We start from the raw sequence: 19,099 nt of genomic DNA, 5'->3' as shown, positions 1-19,099 counted from the left end.
AAGACGAAAAGCTATGGCCGAGTTGACAATCTCCGCTGATGACATCCAGAGTGCGATCGAAGAGTACGTAGATTCCTTCACCTCCGACACCTCCCGCGAGGAGGTTGGCACGGTCATCGATGCCGGGGACGGCATCGCGCACGTCGAGGGTCTGCCGTCGGTGATGACCCAGGAACTGCTTGAGTTCCCGGGTGGTGTCCTCGGTGTAGCTCTCAACCTCGACGAGCACAGCGTCGGCGCGGTGATCCTCGGTGACTTCGAAAAGATCGAAGAAGGCCAGCAGGTCAAGCGCACCAGCGAAGTTCTCTCGGTCCCCGTCGGTGACGCTTTCCTGGGGCGGGTGGTCAACCCCCTCGGCCAGCCGATCGACGGCGGCGGCGACATCGATGCCGAGACGCGGCGCGCGCTGGAACTCCAGGCGCCCTCGGTGGTGCAGCGGCAGAGCGTGAGTGAACCGCTGCAGACCGGTATCAAGGCCATCGACGCGATGACACCGATCGGGCGTGGCCAGCGTCAGCTGATCATCGGCGACCGCAAGACCGGCAAGACCACGGTCTGCGTCGACACCATCCTCAACCAGCGCCAGAACTGGGAGACGGGCGACGAAAAGAAGCAGGTGCGCTGCGTCTACGTGGCCATCGGGCAGAAGGGCACCACGATCGCGTCCGTGCGCCGCACGCTGGAAGAGGGCGGCGCGATGGATTACACCACTATTGTCGCGGCGCCCGCGTCAGATGCCGCAGGCTTCAAATGGCTTGCGCCGTACGCTGGTTCGGCAATCGCCCAGCACTGGATGTACCAGGGCAAACACGTGCTGATCGTTTTCGACGACTTGACCAAGCAAGCCGAGGCGTACCGCGCCATCTCGCTGCTGCTGCGCCGGCCGCCCGGGCGCGAGGCCTACCCCGGCGACGTGTTCTACCTGCACTCGCGGTTGTTGGAGCGCTGCGGGAAACTCTCCGACGAGCTCGGTGCCGGTTCGCTGACGGGTTTGCCGATCATCGAGACCAAAGCCAATGACATCTCGGCTTACATCCCGACCAACGTCATCTCGATCACCGACGGGCAGTGCTTCTTAGAGACTGACCTGTTCAATCAGGGTGTGCGGCCGGCCATCAACGTCGGTGTCTCGGTGTCCCGGGTCGGTGGTGCGGCGCAGATCAAGGCAATGAAAGAGGTGGCAGGAAGTCTCCGTTTGGACCTGTCGCAGTACCGCGAATTGGAGTCCTTCGCGGCTTTTGCTTCTGATTTGGACGCCACCTCGAAAGCACAGCTAGAGCGTGGCGCGCGGTTGGTCGAGCTGCTCAAGCAGCCGCAAAACCAGCCGATGCCCGTCGAAGAGCAAGTGGTTTCCATGTTCCTGGGCACCGGCGGGCACGTGGACTCGGTGCCGGTCGAGGATGTCAAGCGGTTCGAAACCGAACTGCTGGACCACATCCGGGGCTCCGAAGAAAAGATCCTCGAAGAGATCCGCAAGAGCCAGAAGCTCAGCGAGGAAAACGCCGACGCGCTGACCGAGGTCATCAATCACTTCAAGAAGGGCTTCGCGGCTACGGGCGGTGGGTCGGTGGTGCCCGACGAGCATGCCGAGGCCAAGGAGGACGACGGTAAAGAATCGGTGAAGGTCAAAAAGGCTGAGCCCCAGGAGAAAGACGCCAAGAACGAGTCCAAGAAGGACAAGAAGTAGCTAACGATGGCTGCCACACTTCGCGAACTACGCGGGCGGATCCGCTCCGCGGGCTCGATCAAGAAGATCACCAAGGCCCAGGAGTTGATCGCGACGTCGCGTCTGCCCAAGGCGCAGAATCGACTCGAATCCGCCCGGCCCTATGCCTTCGAGATCACCCGGATGCTCACCACCCTGGCCGGCGAAGCCGCTCTAGACCATCCGTTGCTCGTCGAGCGTCCAGAACCCAAACGCGCCGGCGTCCTGGTGGTGTCCTCCGATCGCGGTTTGTGCGGCGCATACAACTCCGGCATCTTCCGTCGCTCCGAGCAGCTTTTCGCCCAGCTTCGAGAAGAGGGAAAAGAGCCGGTCCTCTACACGGTGGGCCGAAAGGCGCAGGGCTACTACACCTTCCGGAACTGGGACATCGCGGCGTCGTGGACGGGCTTCTCCGAGCAACCCAGTTATGACAACGCCGCGGAGATCGGTTCGACCTTGGTGGACGCGTTCATGAAGGGCGCCGGGGATGATGACGATCAAAAGGCCGACGACATTGCGGGCGTCGACGAGCTGCACATCGTGTACTCGGAGTTCAAGTCGATGATGTCGCAGACGGCGGTGGCTCATCGGATGGCTCCCTTGGTCGTGGAGTATGTCGAGGAAGACACCGGACCACGCACCCTGTATTCGTTCGAGCCGGACGCGACAACACTGTTCGAGGCATTGCTCCCGCGCTATCTGACCACGCGGGTTTATGCGTCGATGCTCGAGTCGGCCGCATCGGAGCTGGCGTCGCGTCAGCGGGCGATGAAATCGGCCACCGATAACGCCGACGATCTCATCAAAGCCCTGACGTTGATGGCGAACCGCGAGCGGCAGGCCCAGATCACCCAGGAAATCAGCGAAATCGTCGGTGGCGCAAACGCGCTCGCCGACGCCGCCAAGTAGCCCCACGAGGAAGCGAAAAAGATATGAGCGCTACTGCCGAGAAGACCGGCAAGCCGACGAAATCGGACACCAGCGGCCGCGTGGTACGGGTGACCGGCCCGGTCGTTGACGTCGAGTTCCCGCGGGGCTCGGTCCCCGAACTGTTCAACGCATTGCACGCCGAGGTCACGTTCGAGGAGCTGAAGAAGACCCTCACGCTGGAGGTGGCAAACCACCTCGGCGACAACCTGGTGCGCACCATCTCGATGCAGCCCACCGACGGACTGGTGCGCGGCGTCGAGGTGACCGACACCGGTAATTCGATCACCGTGCCGGTCGGTGAGGATGTCAAGGGGCACGTGTTCAATGCGCTGGGGCACTGCCTGGACAAGCCGGGATATGGAGAGGACTTCGAGCACTGGTCGATTCACCGCAAGCCGCCTGCGTTCGAGGATCTCGAGCCTCGCACCGAGATGCTCGAGACCGGGCTGAAGGTGGTCGACCTGCTCACCCCGTATGTGCGCGGTGGCAAGATCGCGCTGTTCGGCGGTGCCGGCGTGGGCAAGACCGTGCTCATCCAGGAGATGATCAACCGCATCGCCCGTAACTTCTCCGGCACTTCGGTGTTCGCCGGGGTGGGGGAGCGTACCCGTGAGGGCAACGACCTGTGGGTCGAGCTCAAGGAAGCCGATGTGCTCAAGGACACCGCGCTGGTGTTCGGTCAGATGGACGAGCCGCCCGGTACCCGTATGCGAGTCGCCCTGTCCGCCTTGACGATGGCGGAATGGTTCCGTGACGAGGCGGGCAAGGACGTGCTGCTGTTCATCGACAACATCTTCCGGTTCACTCAGGCCGGATCAGAGGTGTCGACACTGCTCGGCCGGATGCCGTCGGCGGTGGGTTATCAGCCCACACTGGCCGACGAGATGGGCGAGTTGCAGGAGCGCATCACCTCGACGCGAGGCAAGTCGATTACATCCATGCAAGCGGTGTACGTGCCGGCCGACGACTACACGGACCCGGCGCCGGCGACGACGTTCGCCCACCTTGACGCCACCACTGAGCTGTCCCGTGGGGTGTTCTCCAAGGGCATCTTCCCCGCCGTGGACCCGCTGGCGTCCAGCTCCACCATCCTGGATCCCAGCGTCGTCGGTGACGAGCACTACCGCGTTGCACAGGAAGTTATTCGAATCCTGCAGCGGTACAAGGACCTTCAGGACATCATCGCGATCCTGGGTATCGACGAGTTGTCCGAGGAGGACAAGCAACTGGTCAACCGAGCCCGTCGCATCGAGCGGTTCCTCTCGCAGAACATGATGGCCGCCGAACAGTTCACCGGCCAGCCGGGTTCGACGGTCCCGGTCAAGGAGACCATCGAGGCGTTTGACCGGCTGAGCAAGGGTGATTTCGACCACGTGCCCGAGCAGGCGTTCTTCCTAATCGGTGGACTCGACGACCTGGCGAAGAAGGCCGAGACTCTTGGTGCCAAGCTCTAACTGTTGGCTGAGTCGAAAGGTGGTGTGGCATGGCTGAATTGAATGTCGAGATCGTCGCCGTCGACCGCAAGATCTGGTCGGGTGAGGCATCGTTCCTGTTCACCCGCACCACCGCCGGCGAGATCGGCATCCTGCCCCGCCACATCCCGTTGGTGGCCCAGTTGGTCGACGACGCAATGGTGCGCGTCGAGCGCGACGGCCAAGACGATCTGCGGGTCGCGGTGGACGGCGGTTTCTTGTCGGTGACCGAGGAGAGCGTCACCATCCTCGCCGAGTCCGCCGAGTTCGAGTCGGAGATCGACGAGGCCGCCGCCAAGCAGGATTCCGAGTCCGACGATCCTCGTATTGCCGCCAGGGGCCGCGCTAGATTGCGCGCCGTCGGCGCGATCGACTAGCCGCCGATGAGCGCGCCCATGGTTGGCATGGTCGTGCTCGTCGTCGTGTTAGGGGCGGCCGTTCTCGCGCTGAGCTACCGGTTGTGGAAGCTACGGCAGGGCGGAACCGCCGCCATTATGCGCGACATCCCGGCGGTCGGAGGTCATGGCTGGCGACACGGCGTGATCCGCTACCGCGGCGGCGAAGCGGCGTTCTATCGGCTGTCCAGCCTGCGTCTGTGGCCGGATCGGCGGCTGTCCCGGCGAGGTGTCGAGATCGTGGCTCGGCGCGCGCCCCGCGGCGACGAGTTCGACATCATGACCGACGAGATCGTGGTGCTGGAACTGCGCGATACCACCCAGGACCGTAGGTCGGGTTACGAGATCGCACTCGATCAGGGCGCGTTGACCGCGTTCTTGTCCTGGCTAGAGTCCCGTCCTTCGCCGCGCGCACGCCGTCGCAGCATTTGACCAAAACTCCGGTGGCTCAACCGGTTTAAGCGCCGCCGCCCGGCTTCCACAGCACATCGTCACCTGCGTTGGCTGCCCTGGACAGGATAAAGAGTAAGTCCGACAACCGATTCAGATATTTCGCCGGTAGCACGTTGACTTCGCTGGGCGCGGAATCGACCGCGGCCCACGCCGATCGCTCGGCCCGGCGCACCACAGTGCGGGCAACGTGCAGTAGTGCCGACAACGGCGTACCACCCGGCAGCACAAAGGAGTTCAGTGCCGGCAGGGGTTCGTTGTATATGTCGCACCATCCTTCGAGACGATCGATGTAGGACTGGGCGACTCGCAGCGGAGGATACTTCGGGTTCTCGACGACCGGGGTCGACAGATCCGCACCGGCGTCGAACAGGTCGTTTTGAATCTGCTGCAGCACGCCCGCTAGTTCGGAATCAGGCTGACCCAAAGCGATGGCAACGCCGATCGCGGAGTTGGCCTCGTCACAGTCCGCGTAGGCAACCAGCCGGGGATCGTTCTTCGACACCCGGGAGAAGTCGCTCAATCCGGTGGTTCCGTCGTCGCCGGTCCGCGTGTAGATACGGGTCAGGTGCACTGCCATGAACAAACCGTACTCGGCTAACTGAGTTAGCCGACTGACAAGCCGATACCGCTTTACTAGACTGACGCGGGTGGCTGAGCGATTCGTGGTGACCGGTGGCAACCGGTTGTCAGGCGAAGTCGCAGTGGGGGGCGCCAAGAACAGCGTGCTCAAGCTGATGGCCGCGACTCTGCTGGCCGAAGGCACCAGCACGATTACCAACTGCCCGGACATCCTCGATGTGCCGTTGATGGCCGAGGTACTGCGCGGCTTGGGCGCCACTGTCGAACTTGACGGCGACGTCGCCCGCATCACCTCACCTGACGAGCCGAAGTACGACGCCGACTTCGCGGCGGTGCGGCAGTTCCGCGCCTCGGTCTGCGTGCTGGGTCCGCTGGTCGGCCGATGCAAGAGAGCCAAGGTGGCGCTGCCCGGTGGTGACGCGATCGGATCGCGTCCGCTGGACATGCACCAGGCGGGTCTGAGGCAGCTGGGCGCGCAGTGCAACATCGAGCACGGCTGTGTGGTCGCGCAGGCAGACACGTTGCGCGGCGCGGAGATTCAGCTGGAGTTTCCTTCGGTCGGAGCTACCGAGAACATCTTGATGGCCGCCGTCGTGGCCGAGGGTGTCACCACGATTCACAACGCAGCGCGCGAACCCGATGTAGTCGATCTGTGCACGATGCTCAACCAGATGGGCGCCAAGGTCGAAGGTGCCGGTTCACCGACTATGACCATCACCGGCGTCCCGCGGCTGTACCCCACCGAGCATCGCGTGATCGGCGACCGCATCGTCGCCGCCACCTGGGGGATCGCCGCCGCCATCACCCGCGGTGACATATCGGTGTCCGGCATCGATCCTGCGCATCTTCAGGTGGTGCTGCACAAACTGCACGACGCGGGTGCGACCGTGACCCAGACGGACAACAGCTTTCGCGTGGCGCAGTACGAGCGCCCGAAAGCCATGAACGTTGCAACGTTGCCGTTTCCCGGCTTTCCGACCGACCTGCAACCGATGGCGATCGCGCTGGCATCGATCTCCGACGGCACCTCGATGATCACGGAGAACGTGTTCGAAGCGCGCTTCCGATTCGTCGAAGAAATGATCAGGCTCGGCGCCGACGCCCGCACCGACGGCCATCACGCCGTGGTGCGAGGTCTGCCGCAACTTTCCAGCGCGCCCGTCTGGTGTTCGGACATCCGGGCCGGTGCCGGCCTGGTGCTCGCCGGGCTCGTCGCCGACGGTGACACCGAGGTCCACGACGTCTTTCACATCGATCGGGGCTACCCGTTGTTCGTGGAAAACCTGGCGATTTTGGGAGCGGAGATCGAGCGGGTACAGTAACCAAAGTCAGTGCCCCACAGGCGCGGTCACCACTTGAAGGAGACCGAGACCGGGGCTTGACTCCCTCGCCGGATTGGTACTAGCCTGGCACGGCTGCCCTCGCAGCGATCACCACGATCGCAAGAAATTTGGGGGTTGACGCCACTGCCGGGACTGTATTAAGCTGGCAGGGTTGCCCCGAAGCGGGCGAGACAAGCAAGAGTGGCGAGACAAGCAAGAGTGTTGTTTGAGAACTCAATAGTGTGTTTGGTGTTTTTGTTTGTTGTTGTTTTTTTGACCATACTTTTAACACTCCCCGTGTGTAGGTATGGTCGTTTTTTGATGCCAGTTAATTGGTGTCTTTTTGTTAGGTCAGATTTTCTCTGATTGTAAATTCACCTCGTTTATCGAGGAGTTTTTGTTTGGAGAGTTTGATCCTGGCTCAGGACGAACGCTGGCGGCGTGCTTAACACATGCAAGTCGAACGGAAAGGCCTCTTCGGAGGTACTCGAGTGGCGAACGGGTGAGTAACACGTGGGTAATCTGCCCTGCACTTCGGGATAAGCCTGGGAAACTGGGTCTAATACCGAATATGACCACGAGACGCATGTCTTGTGGTGGAAAGCTTTTGCGGTGTGGGATGGGCCCGCGGCCTATCAGCTTGTTGGTGGGGTGATGGCCTACCAAGGCGACGACGGGTAGCCGGCCTGAGAGGGTGTCCGGCCACACTGGGACTGAGATACGGCCCAGACTCCTACGGGAGGCAGCAGTGGGGAATATTGCACAATGGGCGCAAGCCTGATGCAGCGACGCCGCGTGGGGGATGACGGCCTTCGGGTTGTAAACCTCTTTCAGCAGGGACGAAGCGCAAGTGACGGTACCTGCAGAAGAAGCACCGGCCAACTACGTGCCAGCAGCCGCGGTAATACGTAGGGTGCGAGCGTTGTCCGGAATTACTGGGCGTAAAGAGCTCGTAGGTGGTTTGTCGCGTTGTTCGTGAAAACCGGGGGCTTAACCCTCGGCGTGCGGGCGATACGGGCAGACTGGAGTACTGCAGGGGAGACTGGAATTCCTGGTGTAGCGGTGGAATGCGCAGATATCAGGAGGAACACCGGTGGCGAAGGCGGGTCTCTGGGCAGTAACTGACGCTGAGGAGCGAAAGCGTGGGGAGCGAACAGGATTAGATACCCTGGTAGTCCACGCCGTAAACGGTGGGTACTAGGTGTGGGTTTCCTTCCTTGGAATCCGTGCCGTAGCTAACGCATTAAGTACCCCGCCTGGGGAGTACGGCCGCAAGGCTAAAACTCAAAGGAATTGACGGGGGCCCGCACAAGCGGCGGAGCATGTGGATTAATTCGATGCAACGCGAAGAACCTTACCTGGGTTTGACATGCACAGGACGCTGGTAGAGATATCAGTTCCCTTGTGGCCTGTGTGCAGGTGGTGCATGGCTGTCGTCAGCTCGTGTCGTGAGATGTTGGGTTAAGTCCCGCAACGAGCGCAACCCTTATCTTATGTTGCCAGCGGGTAATGCCGGGGACTCGTGAGAGACTGCCGGGGTCAACTCGGAGGAAGGTGGGGATGACGTCAAGTCATCATGCCCCTTATGTCCAGGGCTTCACACATGCTACAATGGCCGGTACAAAGGGCTGCGATGCCGTAAGGTTAAGCGAATCCTTTTAAAGCCGGTCTCAGTTCGGATCGGGGTCTGCAACTCGACCCCGTGAAGTCGGAGTCGCTAGTAATCGCAGATCAGCAACGCTGCGGTGAATACGTTCCCGGGCCTTGTACACACCGCCCGTCACGTCATGAAAGTCGGTAACACCCGAAGCCAGTGGCCTAACCTTTTGGAGGGAGCTGTCGAAGGTGGGATCGGCGATTGGGACGAAGTCGTAACAAGGTAGCCGTACCGGAAGGTGCGGCTGGATCACCTCCTTTCTAAGGAGCACCACGAGAAACACTCCAATTGGTGGGGTGTGAGCCGTGAGGGGTTCTTGTCTGTAGTGGACGAGAGCCGGGTGCACAACAACAGGCAATCGCCAGACACACTATTGGGCCCTGAGACAACACTCGGCCGTCTTCGGTCGATATGGTGTCCCTCCATCTTGGTGGTGGGGTGTGGTGTTTGAGTATTGGATAGTGGTTGCGAGCATCTAAATGAATGCGTCGCCGGCAACGGTTGCGTGTTCGTTTTGTGTAATTTTATTTCTTTTGGTTTTTGTGTTTGTAAGTGTTTAAGGGCACATGGTGGATGCCTTGGCATCGAGAGCCGATGAAGGACGTGGGAGGCTGCGATATGCCTCGGGGAGCTGTCAACCGAGCGTTGATCCGAGGATTTCCGAATGGGGAAACCCAGCACGAGTTATGTCGTGTTACCCGTACCTGAATATATAGGGTGCGGGAGGGAACGCGGGGAAGTGAAACATCTCAGTACCCGTAGGAAAAGAAAACAAAAGTGATTCCGCTAGTAGTGGCGAGCGAACGCGGAACATGGCTAAACCGCACGCATGTTTAACCGGGTAGGGGTTGTGTGTGCGGGGTTGTGGGATTGATATGTCTCAGCTCTACCTGGCTGAGGGGCAGTCAGAAAGTGTCGTAGTTAGCGGAAGTGGCCTGGGATGGCCCGCCATAGACGGTGAGAGCCCGGTACGCGAAAACCCGGCACCTGCCTAGTATCAACTCCCGAGTAGCAGCGGGCCCGTGAAATCCGCTGTGAATCTGCCGAGACCACTCGGTAAGCCTAAATACTTCTCGATGACCGATAGCGGATTAGTACCGTGAGGGAATGGTGAAAAGTACCCCGGGAGGGGAGTGAAATAGTACCTGAAACCGTGTGCCTACAATCCGTCAGAGCCTCCTTGTGGGGTGATGGCGTGCCTTTTGAAGAATGAGCCTGCGAGTCAGGGACATGTCGCAAGGTTAACCCGTGAGGGGTAGCCGCAGCGAAAGCGAGTCTGAATAGGGCGATTCAGTGGCGTGTTCTGGACCCGAAGCGGAGTGATCTACCCATGGCCAGGGTGAAGCGCGGGTAAGACCGCGTGGAGGCCCGAACCCACTTAGGTTGAAGACTAAGGGGATGAGTTGTGGGTAGGGGTGAAAGGCCAATCAAACTCCGTGATAGCTGGTTCTCCCCGAAATGCATTTAGGTGCAGCGTTACGTGTTTCACCACGGAGGTAGAGCTACTGGATGGCCAATGGGCCCTACTAGGTTACTGACGTCAGCCAAACTCCGAATGCCGTGGTGTATAGCGTGGCAGTGAGACGGCGGGGGATAAGCTCCGTACGTCGAAAGGGAAACAGCCCAGATCGCCGGCTAAGGCCCCTAAGCGTGTGCTAAGTGGAAAAGGATGTGCAGTCGCAGAGACAACCAGGAGGTTGGCTTAGAAGCAGCCACCCTTGAAAGAGTGCGTAATAGCTCACTGGTCAAGTGATTGTGCGCCGATAATGTAGCGGGGCTCAAGCACACCGCCGAAGCCGCGGCAACCGCAAGGTTGGGTAGGGGAGCGTCCCTCATGCAGAGAAGCTGTCGGGTGACCGATGGTGGAGTGTGGGGGAGTGAGAATGCAGGCATGAGTAGCGATTAGGCAAGTGAGAACCTTGCCCGCCGAAAGACCAAGGGTTCCTGGGCCAGGCCAGTCCGCCCAGGGTGAGTCGGGACCTAAGGCGAGGCCGACAGGCGTAGTCGATGGACAACGGGTTGATATTCCCGTACCCGTGTATGAGCGTCCCTGACGAATCCATTCTGCTAACCACCCAAAAGGTGGTCTATCAATCCCTTCGGGGTGCGAGGACTGCCGGCTGCGTGGGACCCGGATGGGTAGTAGTCAAGCGATGGGGTGACGCAGGAAGGTAGCCGTACCAGTCAGTGGTAATACTGGGGCAAGCCTGTAGGGAGAGCGATAGGCAAATCCGTCGCTCATATTCCTGAGAGGTGATGCATAGCCGATTGAGGCGAATTCGGTGATCCTCAGCTGCCAAGAAAAGCCTCTAGCGAGCGCATACATGGCCCGTACCCCAAACCAACACAGGTGGTCAGGTAGAGAATACCAAGGCGTACGAGATAACTATGGTTAAGGAACTCGGCAAAATGCCCCCGTAACTTCGGGAGAAGGGGGGCCGGCTTACCGTGAACAGCCTTGCGCTGCGAGCGGGAACCGGCCGCAGAAACCAGTGGGAAGCGACTGTTTACTAAAAACACAGGTCCGTGCGAAGTCGCAAGACGATGTATACGGACTGACGCCTGCCCGGTGCTGGAAGGTTAAGAGGACCCGTTAACTCGTAAGGGTGAAGCGGAGAATTTAAGCCCCAGTAAACGGCGGTGGTAACTATAACCATCCTAAGGTAGCGAAATTCCTTGTCGGGTAAGTTCCGACCTGCACGAATGGCGTAACGACTTCCCAACTGTCTCAACCATAGACTCGGCGAAATTGCACTACGAGTAAAGATGCTCGTTACGCGCGGCAGGACGAAAAGACCCCGGGACCTTCACTACAACTTGGTATTGGTGTTCGGTACTGTTTGTGTAGGATAGGTGGGAGACTGTGAAACTCTAACGCCAGTTAGAGCGGAGTCGTTGTTGAAATACCACTCTGACCGTATTGGACACCTAACTTCGAACCCTTATCGGGTTCAGGGACAGTGCCTGGCGGGTAGTTTAACTGGGGCGGTTGCCTCCTAAAATGTAACGGAGGCGCCCAAAGGTTCCCTCAACCTGGACGGCAATCAGGTGTTGAGTGTAAGTGCACAAGGGAGCTTGACTGCGAGACCTACAAGTCAAGCAGGGACGAAAGTCGGGACTAGTGATCCGGCACCCCCGAGTGGAAGGGGTGTCGCTCAACGGATAAAAGGTACCCCGGGGATAACAGGCTGATCTTCCCCAAGAGTCCATATCGACGGGATGGTTTGGTACCTCGATGTCGGCTCGTCGCATCCTGGGGCTGGAGCAGGTCCCAAGGGTTGGGCTGTTCGCCCATTAAAGCGGCACGCGAGCTGGGTTTAGAACGTCGTGAGACAGTTCGGTCTCTATCCGCCGCGCGCGTCAGAAACTTGAGGAAACCTGTCCCTAGTACGAGAGGACCGGGACGGACGAACCTCTAGTGCACCAGTTGTCCCACCAGGGGCACGGCTGGATAGCTACGTTCGGAAAGGATAACCGCTGAAAGCATCTAAGCGGGAAACCTTCTCCAAGATCAGGTTTCTCACCCTTTTAGAGGGATAAGGCCCCCCGCAGACTACGGGATTGATAGGCCAGACCTGGAAGCTCAGTAATGAGTGCAGGGAACTGGCACTAACCGGCCGAAAACTTACCAACACAACTCGCAACCATAAATCCAGTGTCCATGGCTTAATTGTCGTGTCGACACCACACCCCCCATCAATACACTTGAATGGAAAAATAAATAGAGTTACGGCGGCCACAGCGACAGGGAAACGCCCGGTCCCATTCCGAACCCGGAAGCTAAGCCTGTCAGCGCCAATGATACTGCCCGATCGGGTGGAAAAGTAGGACACCGCCGAACATACACAAAAACGCCCCCTGCAAAGGGGGCGTTTTTGCATTCTTAATTAGTCGAATAGCGTCAGATTCGAACGTTGATTCTCCAATTCGAGCAGCGTCCGCTTGCGCTCGATTCCGCCGCCGAAGCCGGTGAGGCTTCCATTGGCGCCAATGACGCGATGGCAAGGTACGACGATAGCAATCGGATTGTGTCCGTTGGCCAATCCGACAGCGCGTGCAGTGCCGGGCGCCCCGATCTGCTCGGCGATCTCGCCGTACGACCGTGTTTCGCCGTATGGAATCGTCAAGAGCGCCTTCCACACTCGACGCTGGAATTCAGTGCCCCGCAGATCCAGTTCCACATCGAAACTCGTGAGCTCGCCGGCGAAATAGGCGAGGAGTTGATCGACTGCCTTGTCGAATGCTCCCGGGTCGGGCGACCAGCCGGCGCGGCTCGGTTCGTAGGTTTGATCGACCATCCGCAGATTGGTCAATACCGAGCCGCGGCCGGCCAGGGTGAGCAATCCGATCGGGCTGTCGATGGTGCGGTATGCGATCACGCGACCTCCTTTGGCGGCCAATGGTTTACCGGGTGCTCGAGGGTGGCCCACAAGTGCTGGGTGACATACGAGCGCCAGGGGCGCCATCGGGTGCTGTGCTCAATGAGTTTTCGTTGATCCGTCGGCAAGCCTAAGTGTTTGGCGGCGAGTTGGAGCCCAAGGTCGCTGGCGGGAAAGGCATCCGGGTCACCGAGGCCGCGCATCGCGATCAACTCTGCGGTCCAAGGGCCGACTCCCGGCAGCGCCAGCAGTTGGGTACGCGCGCTGTCCCAGTCGCATCCAGCGTCCAGGACAACGCTCCCATCACGGAGGCTGGCGACCAGCGCGGTCATCGTACGTTGCCGGGACTTGGGGAAAGCCAGATGACTGGGATCGATCTCGGCGAGTTGTTCGACCGACGGGAAGGTATGCGTCAGTGTGCCTTCCGGGTTGTGGATTGGTTGCCCGTATGCAGCGACCAATCGGCCCGCGTGGGTTCCGGCGGCCTTGATCGATACCTGTTGACCCAGCACCGCGCGCACCGCGAGTTCGGCCTCGTCGACCGCGCGGGGAATGCGTTGTCCCGGTGCCTTGGCCACGACGGCGGTAAGCAGGGGGTCGCGACTGAGCGTGTCCACGATCGCTTCGGGGTCGGCGTCGAGGTCGAGCAATCGCCGGCAGCGGGCGATCGCAGTCGTGAGATCGCGGAAGTCGTCGAGCACGAGCAGGCAGCGGACGTGATCGACGGCTGGCGTCAGCGCGACCACCGCGTTGCCGAAGGGGAGCCGCAGGCTGCGCCGATACGCGCCGTCGCGCACTTCCTCGCAGCCAGGGACCGCGCCCGCGGCCAGATGGCCAAAGACTCCCTGGTAAGCGAATGGTGTGCGCACCGGCAGCCGAAGGCTCACTGTCCCAGGCGAAGTCGGCTTCGATCCGAATCGGGCCGCCGCGCGTCTGCGCAAGGCGGTCGGAGTGCTTTCGAACACCAGGCGCACGGTGTCGTTGAACTGGCGGATGCTGGAAAAGCCGGCGGCGAACGCGACATCACCGAACGGCAGGTCCGTGCTCTCGATTAGCAGCCGGGCGGTCTGGCCTCGTTGCGCGCGAGCCAGCGCGAGCGGACCGGCGCCGACTTCTGCCTGCAACAGCCGTTCCAGTTGTCGGGTGGTGTACCCGAGATGGGCGGCCAGTCCGGCCACTCCGTCGCGGTCTACCGTGCCATCGGCGATCAGCCGCATGGCCCGCGCAACGACGTCGCCGCGCACATTCCACTCGGGAGAACCCGGGGAGGCGTCCGGGCGGCATCGCTTGCACGCTCGGAAACCCACCCGTTGCGCAGCCGCCGCCGTCGGATAGAACCGCACGTTACGAGCGAACGGCGGTCGCACGGGGCAACTGGGCCGGCAGTAGATCCGGGTGGTCAGTACGGCGGTGACGAACCAGCCGTCGAACCGGGCTTCCTTGGATTGGACCGCCCGGTAGCAGCGTTCGAAATCGTCATGCACGCTTCCACAGTTACACCTATCCACCGACAAGACTGGCGGAAAAGCGACATCATCGTGGATGAACAGGTCAGATGACGGCCTCGATCAGCCGCGGGCCATGATCAGCGAAGGCGGACTTGACCGCGACCGCCAAACTCATCGCGTCTGTGACACGTGAGGCTTCGACTCCCATACTTTCGGCCATGCCGACCCAATCAATCTGCGGGTTATCCAAATCGAACATCGCTGCGGCCTTTGGGCCGGGATGTTTGGCTCCGACGATCTGGTGTTCTTCATTGAGAACCTTGTAGGAACGGTTGGCGTAGATGATGGTTGTGATATCTAGCCGCTCGCGTGCCTGTGTCCACAACGCCTGGAGGGTATAGAGGCCACTGCCGTCACCTTCGAGGTTCACCACCTTGCGATCGGGGCACGCGATTGCCGCACCCGTCGCCAGCGGAATACCTTGACCGATCGAACCGCCGGTTAAGTGCAGATGGTCGTGCGCCGCAGCTGAATTCAGGTAGGAGTACGGACGCCCGAATCCGGACGTCAGGCTCTCGTCACTGATGATCGCCCCCTCCGGCAGATAGTGGGCAACCGTCTGCATGATCGAGTCGGCAGTCAGCGTCGCCGTGGTGGGCAGCTCGGGTGCGTTGCCGATAGCAACGGTCGCCGAGTAATCTTCGCCGCCAAGCAGATTGGCCAGCTGCTCCAGAGCCGAGGTCGCATCCTCATGTGGGTGTGCGAGGACGGTGGGCACGCAGCCACTCGGAGTGAGTTCGATGGCCTGATCGGGATACGCGAAAAACGCAATTGGCGCTTGCGAACCCACCAGGATGAGATGCTCGATGCCGCTCAGGAACGTGAGTGCATCCGCCGGTCGGTACGGCAGCCTCTCCACCATGACGCGGCCGGCACCCTTTTCGATCCGCGGGCTGAAGGTGTCGCATATGAGCCGGGCGTCCACGGAGGCTGCTAACCGGCCGGCAGCCAAGAGTCCGCGTCCCCGCAAAGCGTTGCCCCGCAGGAGAAATGCGGACTTTCCCGGCCGCGCCGAAAGCAATTTTGCCACCTGACGGACCGCATCGTCGCAAACCTGCGACGGCCCAATGACATCCGGCATGGCCGCTGGCCGCTCGGCGGCGGTCCATGCGGTGTCAGCGGGCAGGACCAGGGTCGCGATCTGACCGGGTGCTTGCCGGGCGGCCTGAACCGCACGAGCCGCATCGGCGGCAACCAGCTGCGAATTCTTCGACGTATGAACCCAATGCGAGACCGTCCGGGCGAAGGCTTCGACGTCCGACGTCAATGGAGCCTCGAACCGCTGGTGCTCGGTAGCGTGGTTTCCCACGATGTTGACGACCGGCGACTGCGCCTTGCGCGCATTGTGCAGATTGGCCAAACCGTTGCCAAGTCCGGGGCCCAAATGCAGCAGCGTTGCCGCTGGCTTGTCGGCCATGCGCGCATAGCCGTCCGCGGCGCCGGTCACAACGCCTTCGAAGAGCCCGAGCACCGGACGTATCCCGTCGATCCTGTCGAGAGCGCCGACGAAATGCATTTCGGAGGTGCCCGGATTGGCGAAGCAGGTGTCAATACCGCAATTTATGAGTGTGCGCACCAGGCTCTCGGCACCATTCATTCCGCTACCGCGGTCCAAGGAATCGCTCACTTTACCGACCTTTTGCTTTGACTCGGTTCACTGATGAATCTGCCCGTGGCGTCATTGCCGGCCGGAGATCTGCGATATCAAGTATATTCGAGGCGATACCGAATTTGGCACCAAATTTGACCAGACAATACAGATTACCTAGAATAAAATTTCATGGATGCAGTGGATCATGAAATAATCCGCCATCTGTCCGCGGATGGACGGTTGTCAAACCTCGAGCTGGCCACGCGGGTGGGCCTCAGTCCTTCCTCGTGCCTGCGGCGAGTCCGAAACTTGGAGCAGGACGGCGTGATTCGGGGCTACCGCGCGATCATCAACGATGATGCGTTCGGGCGAGGGTTCAAGGTGACGGCATATGTCGACTTGGGGCCGATCGAGTCGGCCGCGATTCAAGCATTCGAAAACGCAGTCGTGGCGCTTCCGGAGATCGTCGAATGCCGCCGCATGATGGGCACACCCGATTACGTATTGCTGATCGCGGCCGCCGATCTGGCCGACTACGAGAAGCTGTATGCGGACAAGCTGGCGGCCCTGCCCGGGATATCGAGAATTCGCTCTCAGATTGCGATGAAAACGGTGAAGTCGAGTTAACGCACCACGGGAAGCACCCCGAAGGAGTCCGCATGACCCAGCCGAGACCCATCGCCGTCGAGAACTTCTCCCACGTCTGCATCGGCGTCTCCGACATGGAGAACTCGTTGGCGTTCTACACCGCGGTGCTGGGCATCGACGTCGTCTTCGATGTCGAACTCGAGGGCGGCGGACTTGACGCCGTGACCGGCGGCGCGGCAAAGGAGGGTCGCATGGTCGGTGGACTGATCGGGGGAGTGATGATCGAGTTGCTTTTCCTGGGCGATGTACCCGCCGGCCCGCCGGCCCGCACCGCGGCTACACCAACATCTCGTTTCGCGTCGCCGATCTCGACGACACCTACGCGAGCCTGCGGAGCCGGCATCCGGATGTGCGCACCGAGCCGGTTGTCGACATCGGCGGTGTGCGAATGTTCTTCGTCTACGACCCCGACGACACGCCCATCGAAATTCTCGAGCTGCCCGCGGGCGCGCGCACCACGCTGCAGCTCTGGCGGCCCTCCACTCCATGAGGTCCGGCTCATCGCGCGGCCTCTATCGCGCTGCGCACCTCCAGCCTCCGCAGCTTTCCGGAGGAGGTCCTGGGCAGCGTGCCGGGCTCCATCAACACGACATCGGACGGCGTCACCCCGCAAACGGACACGACTCGTTTGATGACGGAGCTACGGGTGACATCGTGATCTGACCCCACGAACTCGGCCGCGATGAGCAGCCGAGATTGGGCGGCACCGGATTTGGAACCGACGGCGACCACGGCGCCCTGCCGAACGCCGTCGACTTGCCCCGCGACCTGTTCGATCTCGGTGGGAAAGATGTTCCGTCCGGCGATCGTGATGACCTCCTTGGATCGACCACAGATCACCAACGAACCGTCAACGAGATAGCCGATGTCTCCGGTGCGAAACCACTCTCCCTGACTGTCGGCGTGAATTGGCTCCTGGCCGAGGTAGTGCGTCATCATCGAGGAACCGCGGATCTCGACCTCTCCGACGCTATCGTCAAATCCGTCCTGCGCCTGGCCGATACGCAATTGGGTGCCTTCGATGGGCTCACCCAGCAGGGCATACTGCTGGGTGGCGCCGCCCTGGGTCCGCTCGTCGATTCGCAAACCGTCCCCACGCGCGGGCATCGTCACCGCGCAGGTGGACTCAGCCATTCCGTATGCCGGGGTCGCTGCCGAAGAACGGAAACCAAAGGGTGCCATGGCCGTAACGAACTGTTCGAATCCGTCGCAATCGACCGGCTCGCCCCCGTTGATCGCGATGCGCAACGCCCCGAGATCGACATTGGAAATGCTGCGGGAGTACCGGCCGATCACGGAGTATCCAAAGTTGGGACCGGCGGTGTAAGTGGCCTTGCTGTCCGACAGCCAGTCAACCCACCGAAGCGGTGCTGCCGAGAACGCACCGGTCGGGGCCAGCCACAAAGGAATTCCGCTCAGTGCACACGACAACGCGAATATGAGTCCCATGTCGTGATAGATCGGTACCCAGGAGCAGCCGCGGTCGTGGGCCGCGTCGAGTTGCAGCCGTTGGATGAGGCCACGCAGATTGTTGAGCGCAGCGGACGGCGACAGCACCGCGGTGCGCGGATTGCCGGTCGACCCCGCCGTGCCTTGTAGGATCGCCGCATCCGAATCGGGTTGAAGAGTAAGGGATGTGGATGTCGAGGTGCGCGCTGCTGCGGTGAGGTCAAGGACGTCCGGCCCGGACTCGCTGCCGCGCAGTATCTCCAACGCACTTCCATGGCTGAGCACCGTGCTGACGCCGATTCCCGAGAATCGGTCCAGGGTGGCCTTTGCCCAATCCTGCGGGTCGGCGCCGCGGCGCGGCCGCGGAAGGATCGACACCGCCGCCCCGGCCAGCCATGCGGCTTGGATTGCCGCGATGAATTCGACCGTCGGCTCGCCGACGAGACCGATTGCTCCGAGGCGATCCTGTCGAAGTATGCGCGTCGCAATGCTTTCCGCTATGCCGTGCACTTCGGTCCAGGGTCGGCGTGTCCACGTGTCGGTTTCCTTGTCCAGCACCACCAGATCGTGTGCGGACTGTGTCATCGCGCTTCGCATCGCGCTCGCGAGCGGGCTCACGCTGATGCTTTGGTGTTGATCGCGACCTGCAGGTCGGCCACGGTGTTGCAGGTCAGGATGTCTTCCTCAGTCAATTGCACGCCCAACCGGTCCTCGATCGCGACCAGTCCGGCCGCGAAGGCCACCGAGTCCATCCCTAGATCGTCAATGAGTCGTGTTGTTGCAGTGACAGATTCGACTCTGAGATCGAGATCTTCACGCAGGATGACAATCAAAGTTTCGTTGACGGAAGGAGGCCTCGACGAGGTAGCTGAGTTCATGGCGAGCCACGCTACACAAGATGTTTAGGTAAGGCTAGGCTCAATAATAGAAGGTTGATTTAGATTCTGTGAGCGAAATGCGTTCAGTTCAAAGCAAACTCGCTGGCTGTACGTTGCCCGACGTAGTCGGGGG

At 61.0% G+C, this 19,099-nt stretch carries 14 protein-coding genes, 3 rRNA genes and 1 pseudogene; 12 read left to right on the top strand and 6 right to left on the bottom strand.

Annotated features, from left to right (window positions below):
• Positions 1-13 precede the first annotated feature (13 nt).
• From atpA to DB708_RS20645, 5 genes are read left to right on the top strand one after another with little or no spacing between them, the layout of a single operon-like run.
• Positions 14-1,687: a F0F1 ATP synthase subunit alpha gene (atpA, locus tag DB708_RS20665; RefSeq protein WP_108925177.1), complete on the top strand. Its 1,674-nt coding sequence runs from the start codon at positions 14-16 to the stop codon at positions 1,685-1,687.
• Between the two features lie 6 nt (positions 1,688-1,693).
• Complete coding sequence (locus DB708_RS20660) at positions 1,694-2,614, top strand: F0F1 ATP synthase subunit gamma (RefSeq protein ID WP_108925176.1); 921 nt, start codon at positions 1,694-1,696, stop codon at positions 2,612-2,614.
• Positions 2,615-2,637: 23 nt separating this feature from the next.
• Entirely contained in the window at positions 2,638-4,089 is a 1,452-nt protein-coding gene (gene atpD / locus DB708_RS20655) for a F0F1 ATP synthase subunit beta (RefSeq protein WP_108925174.1), read from the top strand.
• A 29-nt stretch (positions 4,090-4,118) separates the two neighbouring features.
• Positions 4,119-4,484 carry a F0F1 ATP synthase subunit epsilon gene (locus DB708_RS20650; protein WP_108925172.1) on the top strand — a complete coding sequence of 122 codons (366 nt, stop codon included), beginning with the start codon at positions 4,119-4,121 and terminating at the stop codon, positions 4,482-4,484.
• Between the two features lie 6 nt (positions 4,485-4,490).
• The gene (locus DB708_RS20645) at positions 4,491-4,934 is read left to right on the top strand and encodes a DUF2550 domain-containing protein (protein ID WP_108925170.1); all 444 of its coding nucleotides are present in this window, start codon (positions 4,491-4,493) and stop codon (positions 4,932-4,934) included.
• A gap of 25 nt (positions 4,935-4,959) precedes the next feature.
• Here DB708_RS20645 and DB708_RS20640 read toward each other — a convergent pair whose 3' ends face one another.
• Positions 4,960-5,532, bottom strand: a complete 573-nt coding sequence (locus DB708_RS20640; RefSeq protein WP_108925168.1) for a cob(I)yrinic acid a,c-diamide adenosyltransferase — start codon at positions 5,530-5,532, stop codon at positions 4,960-4,962.
• 70 nt (positions 5,533-5,602) lie between these two features.
• On the opposite strand from DB708_RS20640, the gene murA reads away from it, so the two are divergent.
• From murA to rrf, 4 genes are all read left to right on the top strand, one after another.
• Positions 5,603-6,856: a UDP-N-acetylglucosamine 1-carboxyvinyltransferase gene (murA, locus tag DB708_RS20635; protein ID WP_108925166.1), complete on the top strand. Its 1,254-nt coding sequence runs from the start codon at positions 5,603-5,605 to the stop codon at positions 6,854-6,856.
• A 398-nt stretch (positions 6,857-7,254) separates the two neighbouring features.
• Positions 7,255-8,773, top strand: a 16S ribosomal RNA gene (locus DB708_RS20630).
• A 286-nt stretch (positions 8,774-9,059) separates the two neighbouring features.
• A 23S ribosomal RNA gene (locus tag DB708_RS20625) occupies positions 9,060-12,146 on the top strand.
• Between the two features lie 95 nt (positions 12,147-12,241).
• Positions 12,242-12,354 (top strand): 5S ribosomal RNA (rrf, locus tag DB708_RS20620).
• Together the 16S, 23S and 5S rRNA genes form the textbook arrangement of a ribosomal RNA operon.
• A 46-nt stretch (positions 12,355-12,400) precedes the next feature.
• Here the strand turns inward: rrf and DB708_RS20615 are convergent.
• The 3 genes from DB708_RS20615 to DB708_RS20605 all read right to left on the bottom strand — a co-directional run bounded on the left by DB708_RS20615 (position 12,401) and on the right by DB708_RS20605 (position 15,997).
• On the bottom strand, positions 12,401-12,892 hold the full coding sequence (locus tag DB708_RS20615) for a methylated-DNA--[protein]-cysteine S-methyltransferase (protein ID WP_108925164.1): 492 nt from the start codon (positions 12,890-12,892) through the stop codon (positions 12,401-12,403).
• Positions 12,889-14,376 carry a DNA-3-methyladenine glycosylase 2 family protein gene (locus DB708_RS20610; RefSeq protein WP_108925162.1) on the bottom strand — a complete coding sequence of 496 codons (1,488 nt, stop codon included), beginning with the start codon at positions 14,374-14,376 and terminating at the stop codon, positions 12,889-12,891. The genes DB708_RS20615 and DB708_RS20610 overlap by 4 nt, the downstream gene beginning before the upstream one ends.
• Positions 14,377-14,443: 67 nt before the next feature.
• Positions 14,444-15,997 carry an acetolactate synthase large subunit gene (locus DB708_RS20605; RefSeq protein ID WP_108925159.1) on the bottom strand — a complete coding sequence of 518 codons (1,554 nt, stop codon included), beginning with the start codon at positions 15,995-15,997 and terminating at the stop codon, positions 14,444-14,446.
• A 183-nt stretch (positions 15,998-16,180) separates the two neighbouring features.
• On the opposite strand from DB708_RS20605, the gene DB708_RS20600 reads away from it, so the two are divergent.
• The 3 genes and pseudogenes from DB708_RS20600 (at position 16,181) to DB708_RS27790 (ending at position 17,129) form a co-directional block, all read left to right on the top strand.
• Positions 16,181-16,618 (top strand): Lrp/AsnC family transcriptional regulator, encoded by a 438-nt coding sequence (locus tag DB708_RS20600; protein WP_108925157.1) that lies wholly within the window; start codon positions 16,181-16,183, stop codon positions 16,616-16,618.
• Between the two features lie 32 nt (positions 16,619-16,650).
• Positions 16,651-16,830: pseudogene (locus DB708_RS28255) on the top strand (VOC family protein); the annotation flags it as partial.
• Positions 16,831-16,925: 95 nt separating this feature from the next.
• On the top strand, positions 16,926-17,129 hold the full coding sequence (locus tag DB708_RS27790; RefSeq protein ID WP_369692933.1) for a VOC family protein: 204 nt from the start codon (positions 16,926-16,928) through the stop codon (positions 17,127-17,129).
• 8 nt (positions 17,130-17,137) lie between these two features.
• On the opposite strand, the gene mbtM is transcribed toward DB708_RS27790, so the two are convergent.
• Both mbtM and DB708_RS20585 read right to left on the bottom strand, forming a co-directional pair.
• Positions 17,138-18,706 carry a long-chain-fatty acid--ACP ligase MbtM gene (gene mbtM, locus DB708_RS20590; RefSeq protein ID WP_108925155.1) on the bottom strand — a complete coding sequence of 523 codons (1,569 nt, stop codon included), beginning with the start codon at positions 18,704-18,706 and terminating at the stop codon, positions 17,138-17,140.
• On the bottom strand, positions 18,703-18,966 hold the full coding sequence (locus tag DB708_RS20585) for an acyl carrier protein (RefSeq protein ID WP_108925153.1): 264 nt from the start codon (positions 18,964-18,966) through the stop codon (positions 18,703-18,705). The genes mbtM and DB708_RS20585 overlap by 4 nt, the downstream gene beginning before the upstream one ends.
• Positions 18,967-19,099: the final 133 nt, after the last annotated feature.

The organism is Mycobacterium montefiorense, assembly GCF_003112775.1.
GTDB lineage: Bacteria > Actinomycetota > Actinomycetes > Mycobacteriales > Mycobacteriaceae > Mycobacterium > Mycobacterium montefiorense.
The sequence above is the reverse complement of the archived record's forward strand: the minus strand, read 5'-3'. Positions and strand labels throughout refer to the sequence as shown.